The following is a 16,729-nucleotide window of genomic DNA, read 5'->3' as shown; positions in this document are numbered from 1 at the left end:
GCTACGAAGCCAGGCGTTTGAACTAAGTGCTATTCAGGCCTTGCCGTTACGATTTTTTTCCGCAAGCATTTTTTCAATACGGGCCTGCTCGTCTGCACTGAGTGCTGGCGCTGCTGTGCCCGCCCGACGAGAACGAACAACCACCCCGGCCACCACCAGCAAACCACCCAAAACGGCTATTGCAGGCGTTGCCCAGAGAACGAAGGTTCGACTGTCCAGATCAGGCTTGTATTTCACAAACTCACCAAAGCGGCCTACCAGAGACTCAACAATTTCATCATTGCTGGCCCCCTCCTGCATCATTTGATAAACCGCATTTCTCATATCCTTGGAAATGGGGGAATTTGAATCCGCAATGTTCTGGTTCTGGCATTTGGGGCAGCGCAGTTCTGCAATCAAATTCTGGTAGCGTTGCTCTTCACTGCGGCTGTCAAAACCATACACAGCAGAAACATCTGCAGAGGTTATGCCGGATGCAAGAATAGCCAGCAGGAAACACATAATACGGAGCATCAGCCATTCCCCCGCGCTTTAGTAATCACTGGCAACAGGATCTGTTCCCACACCTCGACGTTGACCACACCTACATGGCGATAACGCACAACACCGGATGCATCAATAACAAAGGTTTCTGGCGCGCCATAAACACCCAGATCAAAACCCAGAGTGCCTTTTGGGTCATAGATCACTGTACGGTATGGATCGCCCAACCTGTCCAGCCAGACCAAAGCGTCATCTCTGTTGTCTTTGTAGTTCAAGCCGATAATTGGAACCTTCCTTTCCTGCGCCAACCACATCAGATCAGCATGCTCGTCCCGGCATGCAGGGCACCAGGTACCCCACACATTCAACAGGGTAACCTCACCCTGGAACAGGCTCTCATCAAGGGTCGCCTCAGGTTGCTTGAGGCTTTTGAGACTGAATACCGGAACCGGCTTTCCAACCAGGGCGGAATCCAGCTTGGTGGGATCTTTACCGATACCGGCAAACAGGAATGCACCCACTATGATGGCTACCAGCAACGGCAGGAACAGTAAAAACCGCTTCATGAAACCGCTCCGGCTGCGCCCTGAGAGCCCGGCTGCGCTGGCGACGATGGTGCAGAGGACGCTCGGCTTTCAGTCGCCCGTTCGCGTATCCGGTAACGGCGATCCGAGATGGCCAGGAAACCACCTGCGGCCATAAACAAAGCGCCAAGCCAGAGCCAGCGGATCAACGGCTTATACTGCAGGCGAATAGCCCAGGCGTTGTCTGAAATACGTTCACCGACAGCCACAAATATATCCCGGAACAGACCGGCATCAATATCCGCTTCTGTCATAACGCTCATGCCAACCGCGTACTGGCGCTTTTCAGGGTGCAGTTCAGCGATACGCTTGCCATCCAGCATGATCTCGAACGTACCGTATTGCGCAGTAAAATTCCGTCCACGGCGCTCACCTATATCCACAAACAGGAATTGGTAATCCCCAACCTCAGCTACATCTCCCGGCACCATGCGCACATCGCGCTCAATACCATAGTTCGACACCACCGTTGCGCCTGCCATGGTGAGAGCGAGGCCCAGGTGACCAAGTACCATGCCGTAGTAACTGCGGGACTGCCGTTTGAGACCATGAATTCGCCCCTTTTTCGATGAAGACTTGTCCCAAAGATCCCAGAAAGTTGCAGTGGTTACCCATACGGCTGTAAATACGCCAAGGAACGCCCAAGGCTTGAATCCGCCATACACGATCATGACCGCCGTACTAAGCAACACACTGACCGCCAACGGCCACAAGAGTTTGCGCGCGAGCCAACCGGCATCGGTTTTCTTCCAGCGGGAAAAGGTGCCAACGCCAAGCAGAAGGCCTGTCGCCACAGCCAGCGGGCTGAACGTCAGATTGAAGAAAGGTTCACCAATAGAAATCTTGCCCAGTTCAAAGAAGTCCAGAACCAGTGGGTAAAGTGTGCCAACTGCCACCAGCAAGGTTGCAGCAACCAACAGTACGTTATTCAGCAACAGGAATATTTCCCGCGACAGAGAGCCGTAACGGGAGCGCACATGAACCACCGGCGCCCGGAACGCATAGAGCATCAGGCTGGCCAGGATGGTTAGTGCCAGCAATGCCAACAAAAAGGTGCCGCGCTCCGGGTCAGATGCAAATGCATGCACCGAGGTAAGCACGCCAGACCGAACCAGAAATGTACCCAGCAGGCTAAGTGAGAAGGTCACAATGGCTAGCAGTACTGTCCAGCTTTTGAAAACACCGCGTTTTTCGGTCACTGCCAACGAGTGCATCAGTGCGGTACCCGACAACCATGGCAACAGGGAAGCGTTTTCGACCGGATCCCAGAACCACCAACCGCCCCAGCCAAGCTCGTAGTAAGCCCACCAGCTTCCGAGCGCGATACCAATAGAAAGGAAAGCCCAGGCAACGGTTGTCCAGGGCCGGGACCATCTGGCCCATGCGGCATCCAGACGACCGTTAATCAATGCCGCAATGGCGAATGCAAAAGCGACCGCAAAGCCAACGTAGCCCATGTACAACATGGGCGGGTGCACGATCAGACCGAAGTCCTGCAACAAGGGGTTCAAGTCTGCACCATCAGCCGGCACGTTGGGGAGCAAGCGATCAAAGGGGTTCGAGGTCACGACGATAAAGAGCAGGAAGCCAACACTCACCATGCCGAGCACGGATAATACCTGGGAGATCATCACCGCCGGCAAACGGCGACTGAAAATGGCAACAGCCATGGTCCAGCCGGTCAGCATCAATATCCACAGGAGCAGTGAGCCTTCATGGCCACCCCACACTGCGCTGAATTTGTAATACCAGGGCAGCATACTGTTGCTGTTGTTGGCCACGTAGGCCACGGAGAAGTCATCCGTCAGGAAGGCATGGGTCAGCACCACAAACGCCAGCCCGACAAACACAAACATGCCGGTGGTCAGCGGCCTGGCAAAGGCCTGAAGGCTGTCCCGGCCAGTGAGTGAGCCAACCAGGGGTACAACCGACAGAAGCACTGCCAGAATCAGCGCCAGTATCAGTGCAAGCTGTCCGAGTTCGGGATACATCAAAGCTCTCCAGGAATCAGGCTATTGGTTGTAGGGTGTTTAGTAGGTTGCCGGTTTGGTACTTTCAGCCGCCGACTTGGCCTCCGCATTTGAAGCCTTTTCCAGGGCTCCGGCAACTTCCGGAGGCATGTAGTTTTCATCATGCTTGGCCAGAACCTGATCCGCCACAAAACGGCCCTCGGCGTTGAGCCTGCCCATGGCGACGATGCCCTGCCCCTCTGCGAACAGGTCAGGCAGAATTCCGACGTACTCCACCGGAACAGAAGCGCTGTAATCGGTGACCAGAAACTCCACCTTCAGGCTTTCCGGGTCCCGCACAACCGAACCCTCTTCAACCATGCCGCCTGCGCGGATTCGCACATCAACAGGGGCCTCACCCGCAGAGATCTGGCTTGGGTCGTAGAACAAGTTGATGTTCTGACGCAACGCATAGGTTGTCAGTGCCACTGCAACGGATAGTCCTGCCAGCAGAAACAGTACAATGGTCAGCCGTTTTTTACGGATCGGGTGCATTTACATACCTGTCAGTCAGTCTTGGGAAACGTTTACGCGCGCGAAGGACGCAGAAGATGTCGAAGCCGTGGCCACTTTACCCTTGTCGGCCTGAAACTCATAACCACGACGGCAGGATTCAATAACAGCCGTCCTGCTTCGCACCGAGCCGACCATCATCACCGCCATCAGCACGAAAAATACAGCGTAACAGGCCCATACATATGGGCCGTGGCCCTCCATAGAGATAAAGGCAGAAAAAGAATCAAATGCCATGGCTCAGCCCCGTCCTTTCAATACGAATTCTTTCACCCACCGGGTGCGTTGCTCCCGGGACAAAATTTCCGTCTGCATACGAACACAGGCGAGCCAGCCGAAAATCAGGTACAGGCCCAGCACTGATAGCAGAAGCGGCACCCACATTTCCGCCGGCATGGACGGCTTTTCTGTGAGCTTGAACGTCGCGGGCTGGTGCAGTGTATTCCACCAGTCTACGGAGTATTTGATAATGGGGATATTCACTACCCCTACCAGCACAAGCACAGCGACCGCACGGGCTGCCGATTTTTCATCATTGATAGCTCGATCCAGTGCGATAACACCGCCATACAGGAAAAGCAGAATCAACATGGAGGTAAGCCGGGCATCCCAGATCCACCAGGTGCCCCAGGTTGGTTTGCCCCAGACTGCTCCGGTAAAGAGCGCCAGAAAGGTCAGCACCAGCCCCACCGGAGCAACCGCCTTGACGAACACATCGGCAAGCTTCATGCGCCAAACCAGAGTTACAAGGGCTGCAGACGCCATCATTATGTAGATCGATTGCGCCATAAATGCGGTCGGCACATGGATGAAAATGATGCGGTAACTATTACCCTGAAGATAATCCTTGGGCGCAAATGCCAGCCCCCAAACCACGCCTGCCATTAACAGCAGTAGGCCGCCAGCCAACAGCCAGGGCATGAACCGGGTGGATATCCCGAAAAACCATTTTGGGGAACCCAGTTTGTGAAAAAATTGCCACATCAGATGGTCACCGTCCTACCGTTTACCTTGTTTTACCCGTTCGACATGCTGATTTTCAGCGCTGCTGCTGCTGCAAACGGCGCCAGTGTCAGCGCCAACATCAGGAAAGCACCCATCAAAGCCAGGTATGCTCCGACAGCCGCACCCTCAGCTGCTGCCGCAACTGTGCCTGTGCCGAATATCAGCACCGGAATGTACAGCGGAATGATCAACAGGGACAAGAGCACACCTGCCGACCGCAACCCCAGCGTTAACGCAGCACCAATAGCGCCAATCAAACTCAGTACCGGCGTACCAATCAGCAGCGTTAGACACAAAACAGCAATAGAGTTCCCGTCGAGATGAACCATAACACCAAGAACGGGTGCTAAAATGACCAAGGGCAAGCCTGTCAGCATCCAGTGCGCCATGGTTTTAGCCAAAACAAGAAGAAACAGCGGCTGGGGCTGAAGCACAAGCTGTTCCAGTGTGCCATCATCAAAATCATGACGAAACAGATGATCCAGTGACAGCAACACAGAAAGCAGGGCTGCCACCCACAGTATACCGGCGCCCGCTTGGCTGAGGAATGACACCTCCGGGCTAACACCAAGAGGAAATAGCGTAACAACCATAATAAAAAATAGTAGAGGGTTAAGCAGATCCTGACGTTGCCGAAATGCCACCTTCATATCCCGGGCAAACACACCTTTCATGGCAGCCAGAGCACTAACACTGCTACTGGCCAACTGCACTGTGGGGCGGACTTCAGCGTTCATCGGTCATGCCTCCCTTGCCAAGCAACAGCCTGTGCATACCCGGCAGCGCCAATTCATGGTGAGTAGTCACCAACACGGCACCCCCTTCCGCAGCTCGCTGTTGCAAAAGGCCCTCAATAGCTGCCACACCGTCCGAATCAATGGCGGTAAACACCTCATCAAGAAGCCATAGGGGTTCATCGGCAATTAACAGCCGTGCCAGTGCAACTCGGCGCTGCTGGCCGGCAGACAAATTACGGCAGGGTACGTTTTCATACCCAGCGAGGCCAGTGCCTTGCAGGGCCTGGCTTAATGCCGAATCAGACACAGGCCTGCGACCTGCCATTAATGCACGTAAGTTTTCCAGAGGAGTAAGCAAAGGCTTGATACCCGGACGATGCCCGAGATACAGCATGTTGCGGAGAAACTCTTCGCGATGGTTTGCCACCGGCGCCCCACACCACCTTAAATCACCTGTCCAGGCATCATTCAGGCCAGCCAGAATTCTTAGCAGGGTTGTTTTACCAGAGCCATTTGGACCCTCGACACGGGTTACAGTACCGGGCAGTATGGAAAAGGATAACTCACGGAAAAGTATCCGCTTGTCCCGCTCACACTGCAGGTTAACAGCCTGTAGTAGTGGTTCGGGAATCAAGGGTAACGGCTCGGACATCAGGGCCCCGTAATCAGGACGATGCATCATTGCATCGGGTGTATTCACGACAATAGTTGCCAGCGCGGCGTATTATAACGAAAGCGCTAACAGATTACTCTTGTCTGGTATCAAGTCAGCAGCGATGAAACTACCCAGCGGCCAACAGTCCCCAACCCCTCCGGCACCGGCAACACCCAGGCCGACGCAAACCAATGAAGCCTCGCAGCCAGGCCGGGAAACCATAGCGCTGTCTGCCCGACAGCAACTGGATCAGATTCAGCTCGCAAACCGGGAGACCATACTGGCTCGGGTGGCAGAAGTCATTAACCGCCAGGGCAGCGGCAGTGCCGAAGTGATGCTGGAGGTACGAGGCAAGCCGTTACAGGTTAATGCGGCCATTGGTGCAACGGAACTAACGCCAGGGGATTGGGTAAAAGTGATGCGGGCCGGTAACGAGCTGCAATTAATGGGCAAACTGGCAGCAACCCCGGAAGCCGCCATCACCAAGGCTCTGGCGCAACGGATGCTTTGGCAGCAAAGCCTGGACAGCGGTCTGGCAAAACTGATGACTGCCCTGAACCGGGGTTTGGTGCCTGAACTGAAGCCAGGACAACTGCCCACAGCCCGAGGCCTGCAGCCTCTGCCGGAAGCGGCGCGCCTGGCTATTGAAACGCTCCTTGCAAGACTGCCTGCAAGCAACACCCTGGCACCCGGTGCTGGCAATCAGAACAACAGCGTACAGCAAATCCGGCAATGGATAGCCGAGAGTGGGCTGTTTGCAGAATCCCGCCTGACCCAAACACCCTCGCCCGCACTGCCCGATCTCAAGCTTGCCATAGGACGAATGATCACGAGCCTGCTGGCAGAGCAAGGCGGCAATCCCGCAACCTCCTTCAACCGTCTTATGCCCTTGGCAAGCCCGAGCCTGGTTCAGGCGCCGCTGCAATTCCCGCAAGCCGTGGTACCAGCAGCGAGTTCCGAGCCCACATCCGTGGGCCAGACTTTGCGCATGTTAGCAGGCATGCTGAACCGGATTACAGTTAACCAGCTCCACAGCCAAATCCTGACAGCCCGGGGCGGCGGTGACACGCCCGCACCCACCTCTACCCTGCTTATGGACTTACCCTGGGTAACGCCCCAGAACGAGCCCAAGCTGGCACAACTGCGCCTGGAACAGTACAAGGAAGAGTCTTCAGCCAAGGGCCGTAACGAAAAACGCGCTGCCATCAGCGAATGGCGCCTGAATCTTGCCATTGATCTGGAGCTGGCCGGGGCGCTGAACTTTGAGGTTTCCCTGCGCCAGCAGGAAGTCAGTGCGCGGGTGTGGGCAGAAAAACAGGAAACGCTAAAGCAGGTGAACGAAGAATTGCCGCTTCTGAGGCGCAGCCTTGTGGAACTGGGGCTGGAAGTGACCGATCTGGAATGCCGTCGTGGCAGCCCTTCGTACCCGACAACCAAGCTGGAACACAGACTGGTGGATACCCGAGCATGAAAGAGAAAAATCAGGGCCAATCAGCCAGCGCCGCCGTTGCACTGAAATACGACGGCGAAAAAGCCCCGACCATCACGGCCACAGGCACTTACGAACTGGCCGATGAAATTATCAGGATAGCCAGAGAGAACAACGTACCCCTTTATGAAAACGCCGAGTTAGCCGGCATTCTCGCGCGCCTGTCTCTGAATGACGAAATCCCCGAGAATCTTTACCGGGTTATTGCAGAAATTCTTGCCTTTGCCTTTCACATACGCGGCCGCACGCCCGAAGATGCCGGCCGGGACAACTCTGAGCCATCAATGGATGAGTGAGCGCAGAGCCCAGACCTGAGCCCAGACCTCACCCTTACGGGGTGCAATAGCTGTCTCGAAGTAGTGCTTGAGGCGCCGGCGGTCGTCCGGATGATCCTTAAGTGCCGAACCGATGATGTGATGCATCAGTTGCTCTACCGTCATGTTTCCGCCGCCGTAATACCAGGCATTCAGGCTTGCCGCGTGAGCAACTGACACCGCTTCAGCGGTTGAAAGTGCTGCGCCCGCCAGGCGATCCGTACTCCTTCCATCCATGGTTTGGCCATTGCGAAGCTCGTGAAACATAGTAACCAGCACCTCAATAACAGCCTGGTCCAGGTCCACGTTGATCCCCGCCCGCTTGTTGGCTTTATTCACCTCCCTCAGAACAATGCCTATTTCATCCGGCAGATTCCTGATTGGCCGGATTTCCTCAAAATCCAGCCTGCGCTTGAGAGCAGCACTCATCTCATTCACGCCAGCATCAACGCTGTTAGAGGTAGCTATCAGGTTAAACCCATCCCGGGCCAGTATCACACCATCGTCTCCGGGAATTTCTGGAATGACAACAATCCGGTCGGACAAAACCGACAACAGCGCATCTTGCAGCGACTGCGGGCAACGGGCGATTTCCTCAAACCGTACCAACCGACCTTCCATCATGGCGCGCATTAGCGGGCTCGGCACCAGCGCCTCGAAACAAGGGCCTTTGGTCGCAAGGATGGCGTCGTTCCAACTATACAGAAGCTGCCCAACCTGAGTGATCGCTCCACCTTGTAAAGCCAGAGTAGAATCCCCTGAAATGGCCGCCGTGAGCAATTCAGAAAGCCAGGACTTGGCCGTACCCGGCTCGCCAACCAGCAAACAGCCCCGGTTAGTGCACAAGGAAATGATGATACGGGTAACCATGGCGCGATCCGCCACAAACTTGCACTCAATGCCCAGGCTTTCATCGCCCAGCACAAACTTCTCAACTGCCCTCGGCGACATACGCCAACCTGGCGGTATGGGCCCAAGATCCATGGCAGCTATGCGCTCCAGTTCGTCGTGAAAAACCACTTCGGCCGGCACCCGTTGCGCGGCTTTCTTCTGCTGATTAGCTGCGCTCATAACGTACTCCTGCGACCACCACGGACTTCCGGCGCCATACGCTCCTGGGGCAGAATGCGTGGCAGCTCAGACATGGGAATGACACCCTCAATAACATGGTCCAATGCACTGTCGCGCATGGTCACCAGGCCGGAATCCAACGCCCGCCAACGCAATTCACCAATGGGTGGCTGGCTGGATATGGCATTGCGGATATCCGAATCCACCTCCATATACTCCACGATGGCCAGCCTGCCCCGGGTGCCGCGCCCCCCACACTTGTCGCAGCCGGCACCTTCAAAACAACGAAAATCATCCGGTGCGCCGTTGGGAAATACCTCCTCAAGAATAACCGGGTCTGGTGTCGCTGGCCGACGGCAATGTTTGCAGATGCGTTTGGCAAGGCGCTGGGCAATGACCGCCAACAATTCACCGGCGATGGAGTTCGGATGAATGCCTAAATCGTACAATCGCTGCAGGGAATCCACCGCATCATTACTGTGCAACGTGGAAAGCACCACGTGGCCAGTTTGGGATGCGCGAATGGCTTCCAGAGCGGTTTCTTTATCGCGGATCTCTCCAACCATGATGATATCGGGATCCTGACGAACAAAAGCCCGCATCGCATCCGCAAAGTTAAAGCCGATTTCGCTTCGAACCGGGGTTTGCTGAACATTATCGATGGAGTACTCAATGGGGTCCTCCACCGTAATCACCTTACGTCGTCCATCGTCTGCAAGGGTTTGCAGGCCAGCATAAAGCGTTGTGGACTTGCCTGACCCTGTAGGGCCAACCACCAGAACCAGACCCGCTGGGTTATCCAGCAGGCGCTCATAATGTGAGCCTATCATTGGCGACATGCCCAGTTCGGCAATGGTCATGGCGCGGCCGGTCTGGGGTAACAAGCGGATAACCGCATGCTCACCATGCAATGAGGGCTGAGTCTGCACCCGCAAATCGTAGGCCATACCACCCAACTGCAACCGGGAACGTCCGCCCTGGGGGAGCCTGCGTTCAGCAATATTGAGTTCAGCCCGCAATTTGATGACGTTAATGACACCTTTGAGCTCACGGGGTGTAATCTGGTACTGGCCCAAATCCCTCAGGTCGCCGTCTACCCGCAAACGAATCCTTACCCGCTCACCGTACTGTTCAATATGAATATCACTGGCTTTTTCACTGACGGCATCCAGTAGAATCGCCTCGTACACCGACACCAGATAGGGGCTGACATGATCGGTACCGGTTTCCTGACCCAGCGAAGTATCACGCTTGTTACCACTACCCGCACCTGTGGTGGACAACACCGCCTGGTCTGCAGCAAACCGGTTACCTTTAGCCGACAGGTCCAATGCTGACCAAATCCGCCGGAAATCGGTGGGCGTAACCAACCAGCATTCTATGGTGTGATCCGGGCTCATGCGCTCCAATTGATCAGTGCGTGCATCCGGATCATCGGTAACAAACGTCACCTTTTCGTTTGTCTGAGCCACCGGGATAATCCGGGACAAGTCGAGGAAGGTGCGAGAGAAGCGCTGGAACAGTTCATCTTTCAAAGCGGGTAAAAGCGCATCAGCCTCAGCGAAAACCATTCCCCGCTGCTGAGCCAGAGAGCGATAGAGCTCGCGTTCCTCAATATTCAAGGTGCGACGCAAGACATCCAGCACGCGGCAGTTTTCTGTCGCCGCCTGGGCTTTGGCCTTAGTCAGAATGCGCTCATCCACCATGCCCAGATCGATAAGAATCTGTTCCGAGTTACGATTAAAGTCTACCCAGCCCAGAGTGCGAACCCGCTCCAGCTTATCGGCGCGTTTCACATACATGGCCATACTTGGCACCGGCCCGGCCTTACCCTCAAGACAAATGAGATTGCCGCCTTCGCACAGGTATTGCTTCAAGGTGTCGTGCTCGCTCATAAAGGTGGTGCACAACACAAGATTGCAGGGTTGATCGAGATCCAGTTCGCTCTCGGCCGATTGGGCGAGAACATCCACATTATTCATGCCCAGCCGGAAAAACCGGTCTCTCGCAGCTTCTGCAACGCTCGGATTTTTTTCGATATAAATAACACGATGAGCAAGGCGTGAAAGCACAGCAGCAAGGTAGCCGGAACCGCCACCCACATGCATAACAGTGTCCGCAGGCATAACCTCGGGCATGATAGACAGGATATGAGCAACGGTTTCATGGCGGGGAATGGAGTGCCCGGTTATAGAGGGGATCAGATCCGAGCCGGTAACAAAATCAGTGCGGGAAACGGCAAGAAGGGCCTCTCGGCCCCTTGAATAGACTTTGTTCATTCAAAAGCGTCCGTAACAGCTTGGTTTCAGGCCGCCTGACGTTTTTTCAGTGCTGATACCAGTTCGGCCTCGGGACGGGATATTCCGCATGTGTTCATAAGATCGTCGATATCGGCACCAAGATCAACCAGCCGTGAAGCCTCATCGTAAGATATTCTCAGAGGGTCGTTCTGGCGCATCTCATCCATGGTTATTCGCAGCTCATGCAATTGCCGTTCACAGGCCACAAGGCGCTGGCCCACACCCATGCTGCCACTGGCAGTAGCATGCAACTCTCTGCCGAGGATATCGCAGCGCTCCTTGAGTGTGGCTTTCAGCTGCCGGTTCTGGCGCCCAAGCATAACGCCCTGAGCAAAAACCAGTGAAATCGCTACAGCAGTCAGCGCCCAGGGAAGATAGGAAGGAATTTCAGTAAACATGATGGACGTCTCCGGTTATTAGCCACTTGAGGCATCCATCATCAGGTCTGGCCGGTAGTGCGCCGGTTTACAGCCCTGCGATCTCTGCCCATTCGTGGTCTGACAGCATTTTGTCGAACTCGACCAATATGATCAGTTCACCACCCTTATTACATACACCCTGGATAAATCTGGCACTTTCATCATTACCCACGTTCGGTGCAGTCTCAATTTCACTGGCTTTCAGGTACACAACCTCGGCCACTGAATCCACCAGAATACCCATCACCTGGTCGGCAGATTCCATCACTACTATTCGGGTGGCGTCTGTCATTTCTGCATCTGCCAATCCGAAACGGCGACGGGTGTCGATGACTGTCACCACGTTGCCCCGCAGGTTGATAATACCGAGCACATAGTCCGGAGCGCCTGGCACCGGCGCAATCTCCGTGTATCTCAGCACTTCCTGAATCTGCATAACATCCAGACCATAGGTCTCGTTATCCAGCCGGAAGGTCACATACTGCAGTACCTGATCGTCTTTGGCCTGTTTTTGCGGTCCGCTCGGGGATGCCATAACCAGTTTCTCCTGTTCGGCTTACCCGGGCGGGCAGCCTGATCGTCAAAAAAACATCATCAGTGCCCAATACTATAGTTAAGGGCACAAACCGTGCCAGTACGGCAAGGTTTCGTTCGGTAACCGGAAGAGTCGTCAACTCATATCAAGGTCGTCAACTCAGATCAAGATGCTGCTCTCGCTCCGCACGCACCAACAAATCCGCCATGGTACGGACATCAACCAGAGCACACATCTGCTCAATTACTGTGCCAGCCAACCAGGGCCGCTTGCTGCGGGCCGTGCGCCAGCGCACATCATCCGGGCTCAGAGTGAATGACTGGGCTACATTATCGCATGCCAAACCCCATTCGCTGTTATCCAGGCGAATAACAAAACGATAATTATCCCGGGCATTCGCAGGCACTCGCCCGGCCATAATCCACTCAGCCGTGTCCACAACCCTGAGATTCTGATGGGCACCCATACGAATACCCATGTACCAACGGGGGCTACCGGGAATGGGCCGAATACTCTCTTCAATCTGATATATAGCACCCAATAGCACCAAAGGCACCGCGAGTTGCAACCCAGCCACTGTGAAGATCAGGCACTCGAATGGGCGCTCTGACCAATCCGGGCGTGCTACTGGTGCTTCTTTCCCTGGCGCACGTTCTGGCGTGGAGGCCACCGCTGGGGCCGCTTCCCGGACCTGCACCGGTTGTGACGCCACCAAGGGTGCCGGTGCCAGAACGGGCGCTGGCTCAGGCGCTATCACCCGCTTTTTGACTGGGGCTTTTACGGCTGGTTTTGGCTCAGCCAGCTCTTCATGCCGCGCAGTGTTCGTAGCTGTGTGCAGCAGTTCGTCCAGATAACTGGCAATCGCGCTGGCTGGATCGGCGAGCTTTGTCAATTTCTCGTCAGCCATGCTGACGCTCCTTCTGCGCGCCTGTCTTGGCCAGCAAATCGTCCAGTAAATGCCGGTACGCCCGAACGCCATGCGTCTGGGCTTCCAGCTTTGAGGGAATTATGCCGGCCTGACTGGCGTCGCGGAATTTTGTATCGACGGGCACAGCAAAGCGCCAAAGGTTGTCCTGGTAGGTTTTACGCAGCAGATTAAGGCTTTGCATTGAGGCCTGGGTACGGCGATCGAACATGGTGGGCACAATCGTGTAAGGCAGTTGATTCTTCTGGGAGCGCATGATCATCTGCAGCGTATGCAACATCCTCTCAAGACCTTTGATGGCCAGGTACTCGGTTTGTACAGGAATAATCAGGTGCTGTGCAGCTGCCAGTGCATTGACCATCAGCACGCCGAGAGAAGGCGTGTTATCCAGAAGAACGTAATCATAATCGTCCCACAGCTGGGTAAGCGCCCGGGAAACAACCAGCCCCATACCTTCGGCGCCCACCATTCGGCGCTCCAGGGTCGCCAGCGCGGTACTTGCGGGCAAAAGATCCAACCCGGGGCAACTGGTTTCTGTAATAAGCTGAGCTGGAAGCCCCTCAGGCACCTTGCCCTGATGCTGAAACAGATCGAAAAGACTGTGGGCGATGGTATCCGGATCGTACCCGAACCAACTGGTCAGCGAACCATGAGGGTCAAGGTCAACCATCAGAACGCGCTTGCCACGCTCCGCCAGCAAGCCGCCTAAAGCGACTACCGAGGTGGTTTTACCCACGCCACCCTTCTGATTGGCTATTGCCCAGATTCGCACGTTTTCACTCCAAAACGACTGTGTTGCGATCAACTGAAAACCGAGATGTATCCCGGTTTATCGGCCAGTTTTCATGTAACTTGAATGAGTTGCATGCCGGCAGCCGGTTGCCGCCTGAATGTATTCGGGTGGAGATATACAGAAACCGTGCCAGACAGTAATCGAGTTTAAATACCCTGGCGCATAACGCCCCGGATGCTGGCATCACGGGAAATAAGCAGCACTACCCGTCGATTACGACGACGGCCTTCCTCGGTGTCATTTCGAGCCAAAGGCTGATACTCCCCGTAACCAATCGCAGCCAGTCGTTCAGGCTCGATACCTTCCATGCTTAACATGCGGACAACCGCCGCCGCACGCGCCGCAGATAGTTCCCAGTTCGAAGGGAAACGCGGGGTGCGAATGGGTTGATTATCGGTGAAGCCCTCAACCTTCACTGCGTTGTCCCGGTTCCTGAGAACCCGCGCAACTTTGTCCATCACATCAAATGCATCATAGTGGGGCTCCGCATCACCACTACCGAAAAGCAGGCTATCCGGCAAATTAAGCGAAAGCCACCGATCGTTGGTTTCAAGGGTAACCACCCCACGATCGATCAATTCGTCAAACTCCATAGCCAACTGATCTGCCATGGTGCGCAAAGCCTCTGTGCGGGCCTGTGTATCCTGCTCTGAGTTTCTGGGGGCCTCTGTTACCGCCGGGGGAATTACAGCCTCCGAGGGCTGAACTTCCGGGCGTGGAGGCTGGTCACCAATTTCAATGGGCTGAAAGGAGCGCTGAGGAGCGTTAAAAACGCCTGTAAATGTCTCTGAGAGTACCTTGTACTTGCCCTCATTTACCGATGAGACCGAGTACATCACCACAAAAAAAGCAAACAACAGGGTTATGAAATCCGCATAGGAAATCAGCCAACGCTCTTTGTTGTGCAAGTCATCCTGAGGTTGCCTGCGACGCCGCATAATAGAAACCGGTTTTGCTTACTGCAGAAAGCCCCGCAGCCGCAATTCAATGGATTTGGGGTTCTCACCCTCTGCGATGGCAATAAGACCATCAATCATCATGTCTTCGTATCGTGAACGTTCCTTGACCAGCCCACGCAGTTTATTGGCTACCGGGAAAAACAGCAGGTTGGCCAGCGCCACACCGTAGATGGTTGCCACAAAGGCGGTGGCAATTCCGCTGCCGAGGGATGCTGGGTCTTCAAGGTTGGTCATCACCTGGATCAGCCCCATAACAGCGCCAATAATGCCGATAGTCGGTGAATAGCCTCCCATAGCCTCAAACACTCGAGCGGACTCAAGATTTCGCTGCTCACGGCAATCCAGATCTATTTCCATGATGCTGCGAATTGTTTCGGTTTCTGCACCATCCACCAGTAACTGAAGGCCTTTGCGCGCAAAGGTTTCCGGCTCATTTTCCGCCAGCCCTTCAAGCCCCAAAAGGCCCTGCTTCCTGGCCTTCACACTCCAATCGATTACCTTGCCAATACCATCCTCAATACTGATAAACGGAGGAACAAACACCCACCGCGCCTGCGCGGCAGCCCGTTTCAACACCGGCCAGGAGGTTTGGAGAATGGTCGCAGCCAGGGTACCGCCAATCACGATGATGGCTGCCGGGCCATTAAACAGTGAGCTCAGTGCTCCGCCTTCAAGCAGGTTGCCGCCAAGAATAGCGGCAAAAGCCAGAACGACACCGAGCAGGCTGAGTATATCCATCAGCAAACGCCCTCAAGCAGTCTGGGGCCTATTTCGTCCAACGGCAGAATCTCATCACTCAAGCCGGCTTTGGCAACCGCCATGGGCATACCGTAAATCACCGACGTTTTTTCATCCTGAGACCAGATGGGTGAGCCACTTTGCTTCATCATTCGGCATCCCTCTTTCCCGTCAGACCCCATTCCCGTGAGGATGACACCGAGGGTCTTCCCGGGAAAAGCACGGGCAAGAGAACCAAAGGTAACGTCCACACAAGGCCGGTAATTCAGGCGTTCGTCCCCTGGCAAAATACGAACCCGGGGCTGGCCGCCGCGGTTTTCGATCATCATCTGTTTCCCGCCGGGGGCAAGCAATGCCAAACCGGGGCGAAGGATATCGCCGTCTTCTGCTTGCCGGACTTCTATCTTGCACAGTTTGTTAAGGCGCTCAGCAAAAGCCGGCGTGAAGCTCGCTGGCATGTGTTGCACCAGCACAATCGGTGATGGAAAACTGGCCGGCAAGGCCGAAAGTACTCGTTGAAGTGCTACTGGCCCGCCGGTTGAAGTGCCAATAGCCACAACGGAAAAGTGTCGTGCAGGGCTTTTTCGTGACGTTCGCTTGGGCGTTTCATCCTGCAGAGACTGAGCAGCCTGGCGACCGGGCATCACAGGTCGCCCCGGCGCTGCGGGCCTGGCCGGTGCCATAGGCGCAGGTTGTGGGGCTGTTCTGGGAGAAGGTGAAGTTGGCTGCGCTCGGCCGGCCGGTCGACTGCGGGCGACATCAAGCACGCGATCAATCAGGATTTTTTGCAGCTGGCTGCCATCCCGCGCGATTTCCTCGAAGTTTTTGGGCAGGAAATCCACTGCCCCGGCTTCCAGCGCATCCAGTGTTATCCTGGCGCCTTCGTAGGTGAGTGAGGAAAACATAAGCACCGGTATCGGGTGCTTTTGCATGATTTCTCGCACCGCCGAAATACCGTCCATAATCGGCATTTCGTAATCCATGGTAATAACATCCGGGCGCAGGGATTCCGCCAGCTCAACACCTTCCCGGCCGTTGGCTGCAACACCCACCACGCGGATCTGGCCCGACGAGGTGAGTATCTCTGTTAGTCGCTTGCGAAAGAAACCTGAATCGTCAACGACCAGGACAGAAACTGTCATCCGTTTCTCCTACCAAAATGCTTTGTTCCATAAAGCCTTGAGCCTGCCAGTGACAACC

19 protein-coding genes are annotated in these 16,729 nt (G+C 55.2%); 2 read left to right on the top strand and 17 right to left on the bottom strand.

Annotated features, from left to right (window positions below):
* Nucleotides 1–33: 33 nt before the first annotated feature.
* The 8 genes from FFI61_RS03070 to ccmA are packed head-to-tail and all read right to left on the bottom strand — an operon-like array spanning nucleotide 34 to nucleotide 5,983.
* Nucleotides 34–513 (bottom strand): cytochrome c-type biogenesis protein, encoded by a 480-nt coding sequence (locus tag FFI61_RS03070; RefSeq protein WP_200201128.1) that lies wholly within the window; start codon nucleotides 511–513, stop codon nucleotides 34–36.
* On the bottom strand, nucleotides 513–1,049 hold the full coding sequence (locus FFI61_RS03065) for a DsbE family thiol:disulfide interchange protein (protein WP_200369216.1): 537 nt from the start codon (nucleotides 1,047–1,049) through the stop codon (nucleotides 513–515). Before FFI61_RS03065 ends, FFI61_RS03070 begins: the two co-directional genes overlap by 1 nt.
* A complete protein-coding gene (locus tag FFI61_RS03060) occupies nucleotides 1,046–3,058 on the bottom strand; it encodes a heme lyase CcmF/NrfE family subunit (protein ID WP_200369215.1) in 2,013 nt (670 codons plus the stop codon). The genes FFI61_RS03065 and FFI61_RS03060 overlap by 4 nt, the downstream gene beginning before the upstream one ends.
* A gap of 39 nt (nucleotides 3,059–3,097) precedes the next feature.
* Nucleotides 3,098–3,571, bottom strand: a complete 474-nt coding sequence (gene ccmE / locus FFI61_RS03055) for a cytochrome c maturation protein CcmE (RefSeq protein WP_200369214.1) — start codon at nucleotides 3,569–3,571, stop codon at nucleotides 3,098–3,100.
* Nucleotides 3,572–3,586: 15 nt separating this feature from the next.
* Entirely contained in the window at nucleotides 3,587–3,826 is a 240-nt protein-coding gene (ccmD, locus tag FFI61_RS03050; protein ID WP_200369213.1) for a heme exporter protein CcmD, read from the bottom strand.
* 3 nt (nucleotides 3,827–3,829) lie between these two features.
* A complete protein-coding gene (gene ccmC, locus FFI61_RS03045) occupies nucleotides 3,830–4,573 on the bottom strand; it encodes a heme ABC transporter permease CcmC (RefSeq protein ID WP_200369212.1) in 744 nt (247 codons plus the stop codon).
* Nucleotides 4,574–4,605: 32 nt separating this feature from the next.
* Nucleotides 4,606–5,331 (bottom strand): heme exporter protein CcmB, encoded by a 726-nt coding sequence (gene ccmB, locus FFI61_RS03040; RefSeq protein ID WP_200369211.1) that lies wholly within the window; start codon nucleotides 5,329–5,331, stop codon nucleotides 4,606–4,608.
* A complete protein-coding gene (ccmA, locus tag FFI61_RS03035; RefSeq protein WP_227714567.1) occupies nucleotides 5,321–5,983 on the bottom strand; it encodes a cytochrome c biogenesis heme-transporting ATPase CcmA in 663 nt (220 codons plus the stop codon). The genes ccmB and ccmA overlap by 11 nt, the downstream gene beginning before the upstream one ends.
* Nucleotides 5,984–6,107: 124 nt before the next feature.
* Between ccmA and FFI61_RS03030 the strand changes: the two genes are divergently transcribed.
* Entirely contained in the window at nucleotides 6,108–7,457 is a 1,350-nt protein-coding gene (locus tag FFI61_RS03030) for a flagellar hook-length control protein FliK (RefSeq protein WP_200369210.1), read from the top strand.
* Nucleotides 7,454–7,771, top strand: a complete 318-nt coding sequence (locus FFI61_RS03025) for an EscU/YscU/HrcU family type III secretion system export apparatus switch protein (protein WP_200369209.1) — start codon at nucleotides 7,454–7,456, stop codon at nucleotides 7,769–7,771. Before FFI61_RS03030 ends, FFI61_RS03025 begins: the two co-directional genes overlap by 4 nt.
* Here FFI61_RS03025 and FFI61_RS03020 read toward each other — a convergent pair.
* The 9 genes from FFI61_RS03020 to FFI61_RS02980 all read right to left on the bottom strand — a co-directional run bounded on the left by FFI61_RS03020 (nucleotide 7,757) and on the right by FFI61_RS02980 (nucleotide 16,671).
* A complete protein-coding gene (locus FFI61_RS03020) occupies nucleotides 7,757–8,860 on the bottom strand; it encodes an ATP-binding protein (protein ID WP_200201137.1) in 1,104 nt (367 codons plus the stop codon). The genes FFI61_RS03025 and FFI61_RS03020 overlap by 15 nt on opposite strands.
* Nucleotides 8,857–11,139: an ATPase, T2SS/T4P/T4SS family gene (locus FFI61_RS03015; RefSeq protein WP_200369208.1), complete on the bottom strand. Its 2,283-nt coding sequence runs from the start codon at nucleotides 11,137–11,139 to the stop codon at nucleotides 8,857–8,859. The genes FFI61_RS03020 and FFI61_RS03015 overlap by 4 nt, the downstream gene beginning before the upstream one ends.
* 26 nt (nucleotides 11,140–11,165) lie before the next feature.
* Nucleotides 11,166–11,558: a DUF2802 domain-containing protein gene (locus FFI61_RS03010; RefSeq protein WP_200201139.1), complete on the bottom strand. Its 393-nt coding sequence runs from the start codon at nucleotides 11,556–11,558 to the stop codon at nucleotides 11,166–11,168.
* 67 nt (nucleotides 11,559–11,625) lie between these two features.
* Entirely contained in the window at nucleotides 11,626–12,114 is a 489-nt protein-coding gene (locus FFI61_RS03005) for a chemotaxis protein CheW (RefSeq protein WP_200201140.1), read from the bottom strand.
* 154 nt (nucleotides 12,115–12,268) lie between these two features.
* Nucleotides 12,269–13,021, bottom strand: a complete 753-nt coding sequence (locus tag FFI61_RS03000) for a chemotaxis protein CheW (RefSeq protein ID WP_200369207.1) — start codon at nucleotides 13,019–13,021, stop codon at nucleotides 12,269–12,271.
* The gene (locus tag FFI61_RS02995; RefSeq protein WP_200201142.1) at nucleotides 13,014–13,811 is read right to left on the bottom strand and encodes a ParA family protein; all 798 of its coding nucleotides are present in this window, start codon (nucleotides 13,809–13,811) and stop codon (nucleotides 13,014–13,016) included. The genes FFI61_RS03000 and FFI61_RS02995 overlap by 8 nt, the downstream gene beginning before the upstream one ends.
* A 167-nt stretch (nucleotides 13,812–13,978) precedes the next feature.
* Nucleotides 13,979–14,770 carry a flagellar motor protein MotD gene (gene motD, locus FFI61_RS02990; protein WP_200201143.1) on the bottom strand — a complete coding sequence of 264 codons (792 nt, stop codon included), beginning with the start codon at nucleotides 14,768–14,770 and terminating at the stop codon, nucleotides 13,979–13,981.
* Nucleotides 14,771–14,788: 18 nt separating this feature from the next.
* Nucleotides 14,789–15,529: a flagellar motor protein gene (locus FFI61_RS02985; RefSeq protein ID WP_200369206.1), complete on the bottom strand. Its 741-nt coding sequence runs from the start codon at nucleotides 15,527–15,529 to the stop codon at nucleotides 14,789–14,791.
* Entirely contained in the window at nucleotides 15,529–16,671 is a 1,143-nt protein-coding gene (locus tag FFI61_RS02980; protein WP_200369205.1) for a protein-glutamate methylesterase/protein-glutamine glutaminase, read from the bottom strand. The genes FFI61_RS02985 and FFI61_RS02980 overlap by 1 nt, the downstream gene beginning before the upstream one ends.
* Nucleotides 16,672–16,729 lie beyond the last annotated feature (58 nt).

It is taken from the genome of Marinobacter sp. DY40_1A1, assembly GCF_016597815.1.
Classification (GTDB): Bacteria; Pseudomonadota; Gammaproteobacteria; order Pseudomonadales; family Oleiphilaceae; genus Marinobacter; species Marinobacter xiaoshiensis.
Note: the sequence above shows the minus strand (reverse complement) of the source record. Positions and strands in the feature narration are given on the sequence as shown.

What these genes read in the sequence shown, in the direction of transcription:
- FFI61_RS03070 (WP_200201128.1), bottom strand. Translation starts at nt 513, where the DNA reads ATGCTCCGTATTATGTGTTTCCTGCTGGCTATTCTTGCATCCGGCATA.
- FFI61_RS03065 (WP_200369216.1), bottom strand. Translation starts at nt 1,049, where the DNA reads ATGAAGCGGTTTTTACTGTTCCTGCCGTTGCTGGTAGCCATCATAGTG.
- FFI61_RS03060 (WP_200369215.1), bottom strand. Translation starts at nt 3,058, where the DNA reads ATGTATCCCGAACTCGGACAGCTTGCACTGATACTGGCGCTGATTCTG.
- ccmE (WP_200369214.1), bottom strand. Translation starts at nt 3,571, where the DNA reads ATGCACCCGATCCGTAAAAAACGGCTGACCATTGTACTGTTTCTGCTG.
- ccmD (WP_200369213.1), bottom strand. Translation starts at nt 3,826, where the DNA reads ATGGCATTTGATTCTTTTTCTGCCTTTATCTCTATGGAGGGCCACGGC.
- ccmC (WP_200369212.1), bottom strand. Translation starts at nt 4,573, where the DNA reads ATGTGGCAATTTTTTCACAAACTGGGTTCCCCAAAATGGTTTTTCGGG.
- ccmB (WP_200369211.1), bottom strand. Translation starts at nt 5,331, where the DNA reads ATGAACGCTGAAGTCCGCCCCACAGTGCAGTTGGCCAGTAGCAGTGTT.
- ccmA (WP_227714567.1), bottom strand. Translation starts at nt 5,983, where the DNA reads ATGTCCGAGCCGTTACCCTTGATTCCCGAACCACTACTACAGGCTGTT.
- FFI61_RS03030 (WP_200369210.1), top strand. Translation starts at nt 6,108, where the DNA reads ATGAAACTACCCAGCGGCCAACAGTCCCCAACCCCTCCGGCACCGGCA.
- FFI61_RS03025 (WP_200369209.1), top strand. Translation starts at nt 7,454, where the DNA reads ATGAAAGAGAAAAATCAGGGCCAATCAGCCAGCGCCGCCGTTGCACTG.
- FFI61_RS03020 (WP_200201137.1), bottom strand. Translation starts at nt 8,860, where the DNA reads ATGAGCGCAGCTAATCAGCAGAAGAAAGCCGCGCAACGGGTGCCGGCC.
- FFI61_RS03015 (WP_200369208.1), bottom strand. Translation starts at nt 11,139, where the DNA reads ATGAACAAAGTCTATTCAAGGGGCCGAGAGGCCCTTCTTGCCGTTTCC.
- FFI61_RS03010 (WP_200201139.1), bottom strand. Translation starts at nt 11,558, where the DNA reads ATGTTTACTGAAATTCCTTCCTATCTTCCCTGGGCGCTGACTGCTGTA.
- FFI61_RS03005 (WP_200201140.1), bottom strand. Translation starts at nt 12,114, where the DNA reads ATGGCATCCCCGAGCGGACCGCAAAAACAGGCCAAAGACGATCAGGTA.
- FFI61_RS03000 (WP_200369207.1), bottom strand. Translation starts at nt 13,021, where the DNA reads ATGGCTGACGAGAAATTGACAAAGCTCGCCGATCCAGCCAGCGCGATT.
- motD (WP_200201143.1), bottom strand. Translation starts at nt 14,770, where the DNA reads ATGCGGCGTCGCAGGCAACCTCAGGATGACTTGCACAACAAAGAGCGT.
- FFI61_RS02985 (WP_200369206.1), bottom strand. Translation starts at nt 15,529, where the DNA reads ATGGATATACTCAGCCTGCTCGGTGTCGTTCTGGCTTTTGCCGCTATT.
- FFI61_RS02980 (WP_200369205.1), bottom strand. Translation starts at nt 16,671, where the DNA reads ATGACAGTTTCTGTCCTGGTCGTTGACGATTCAGGTTTCTTTCGCAAG.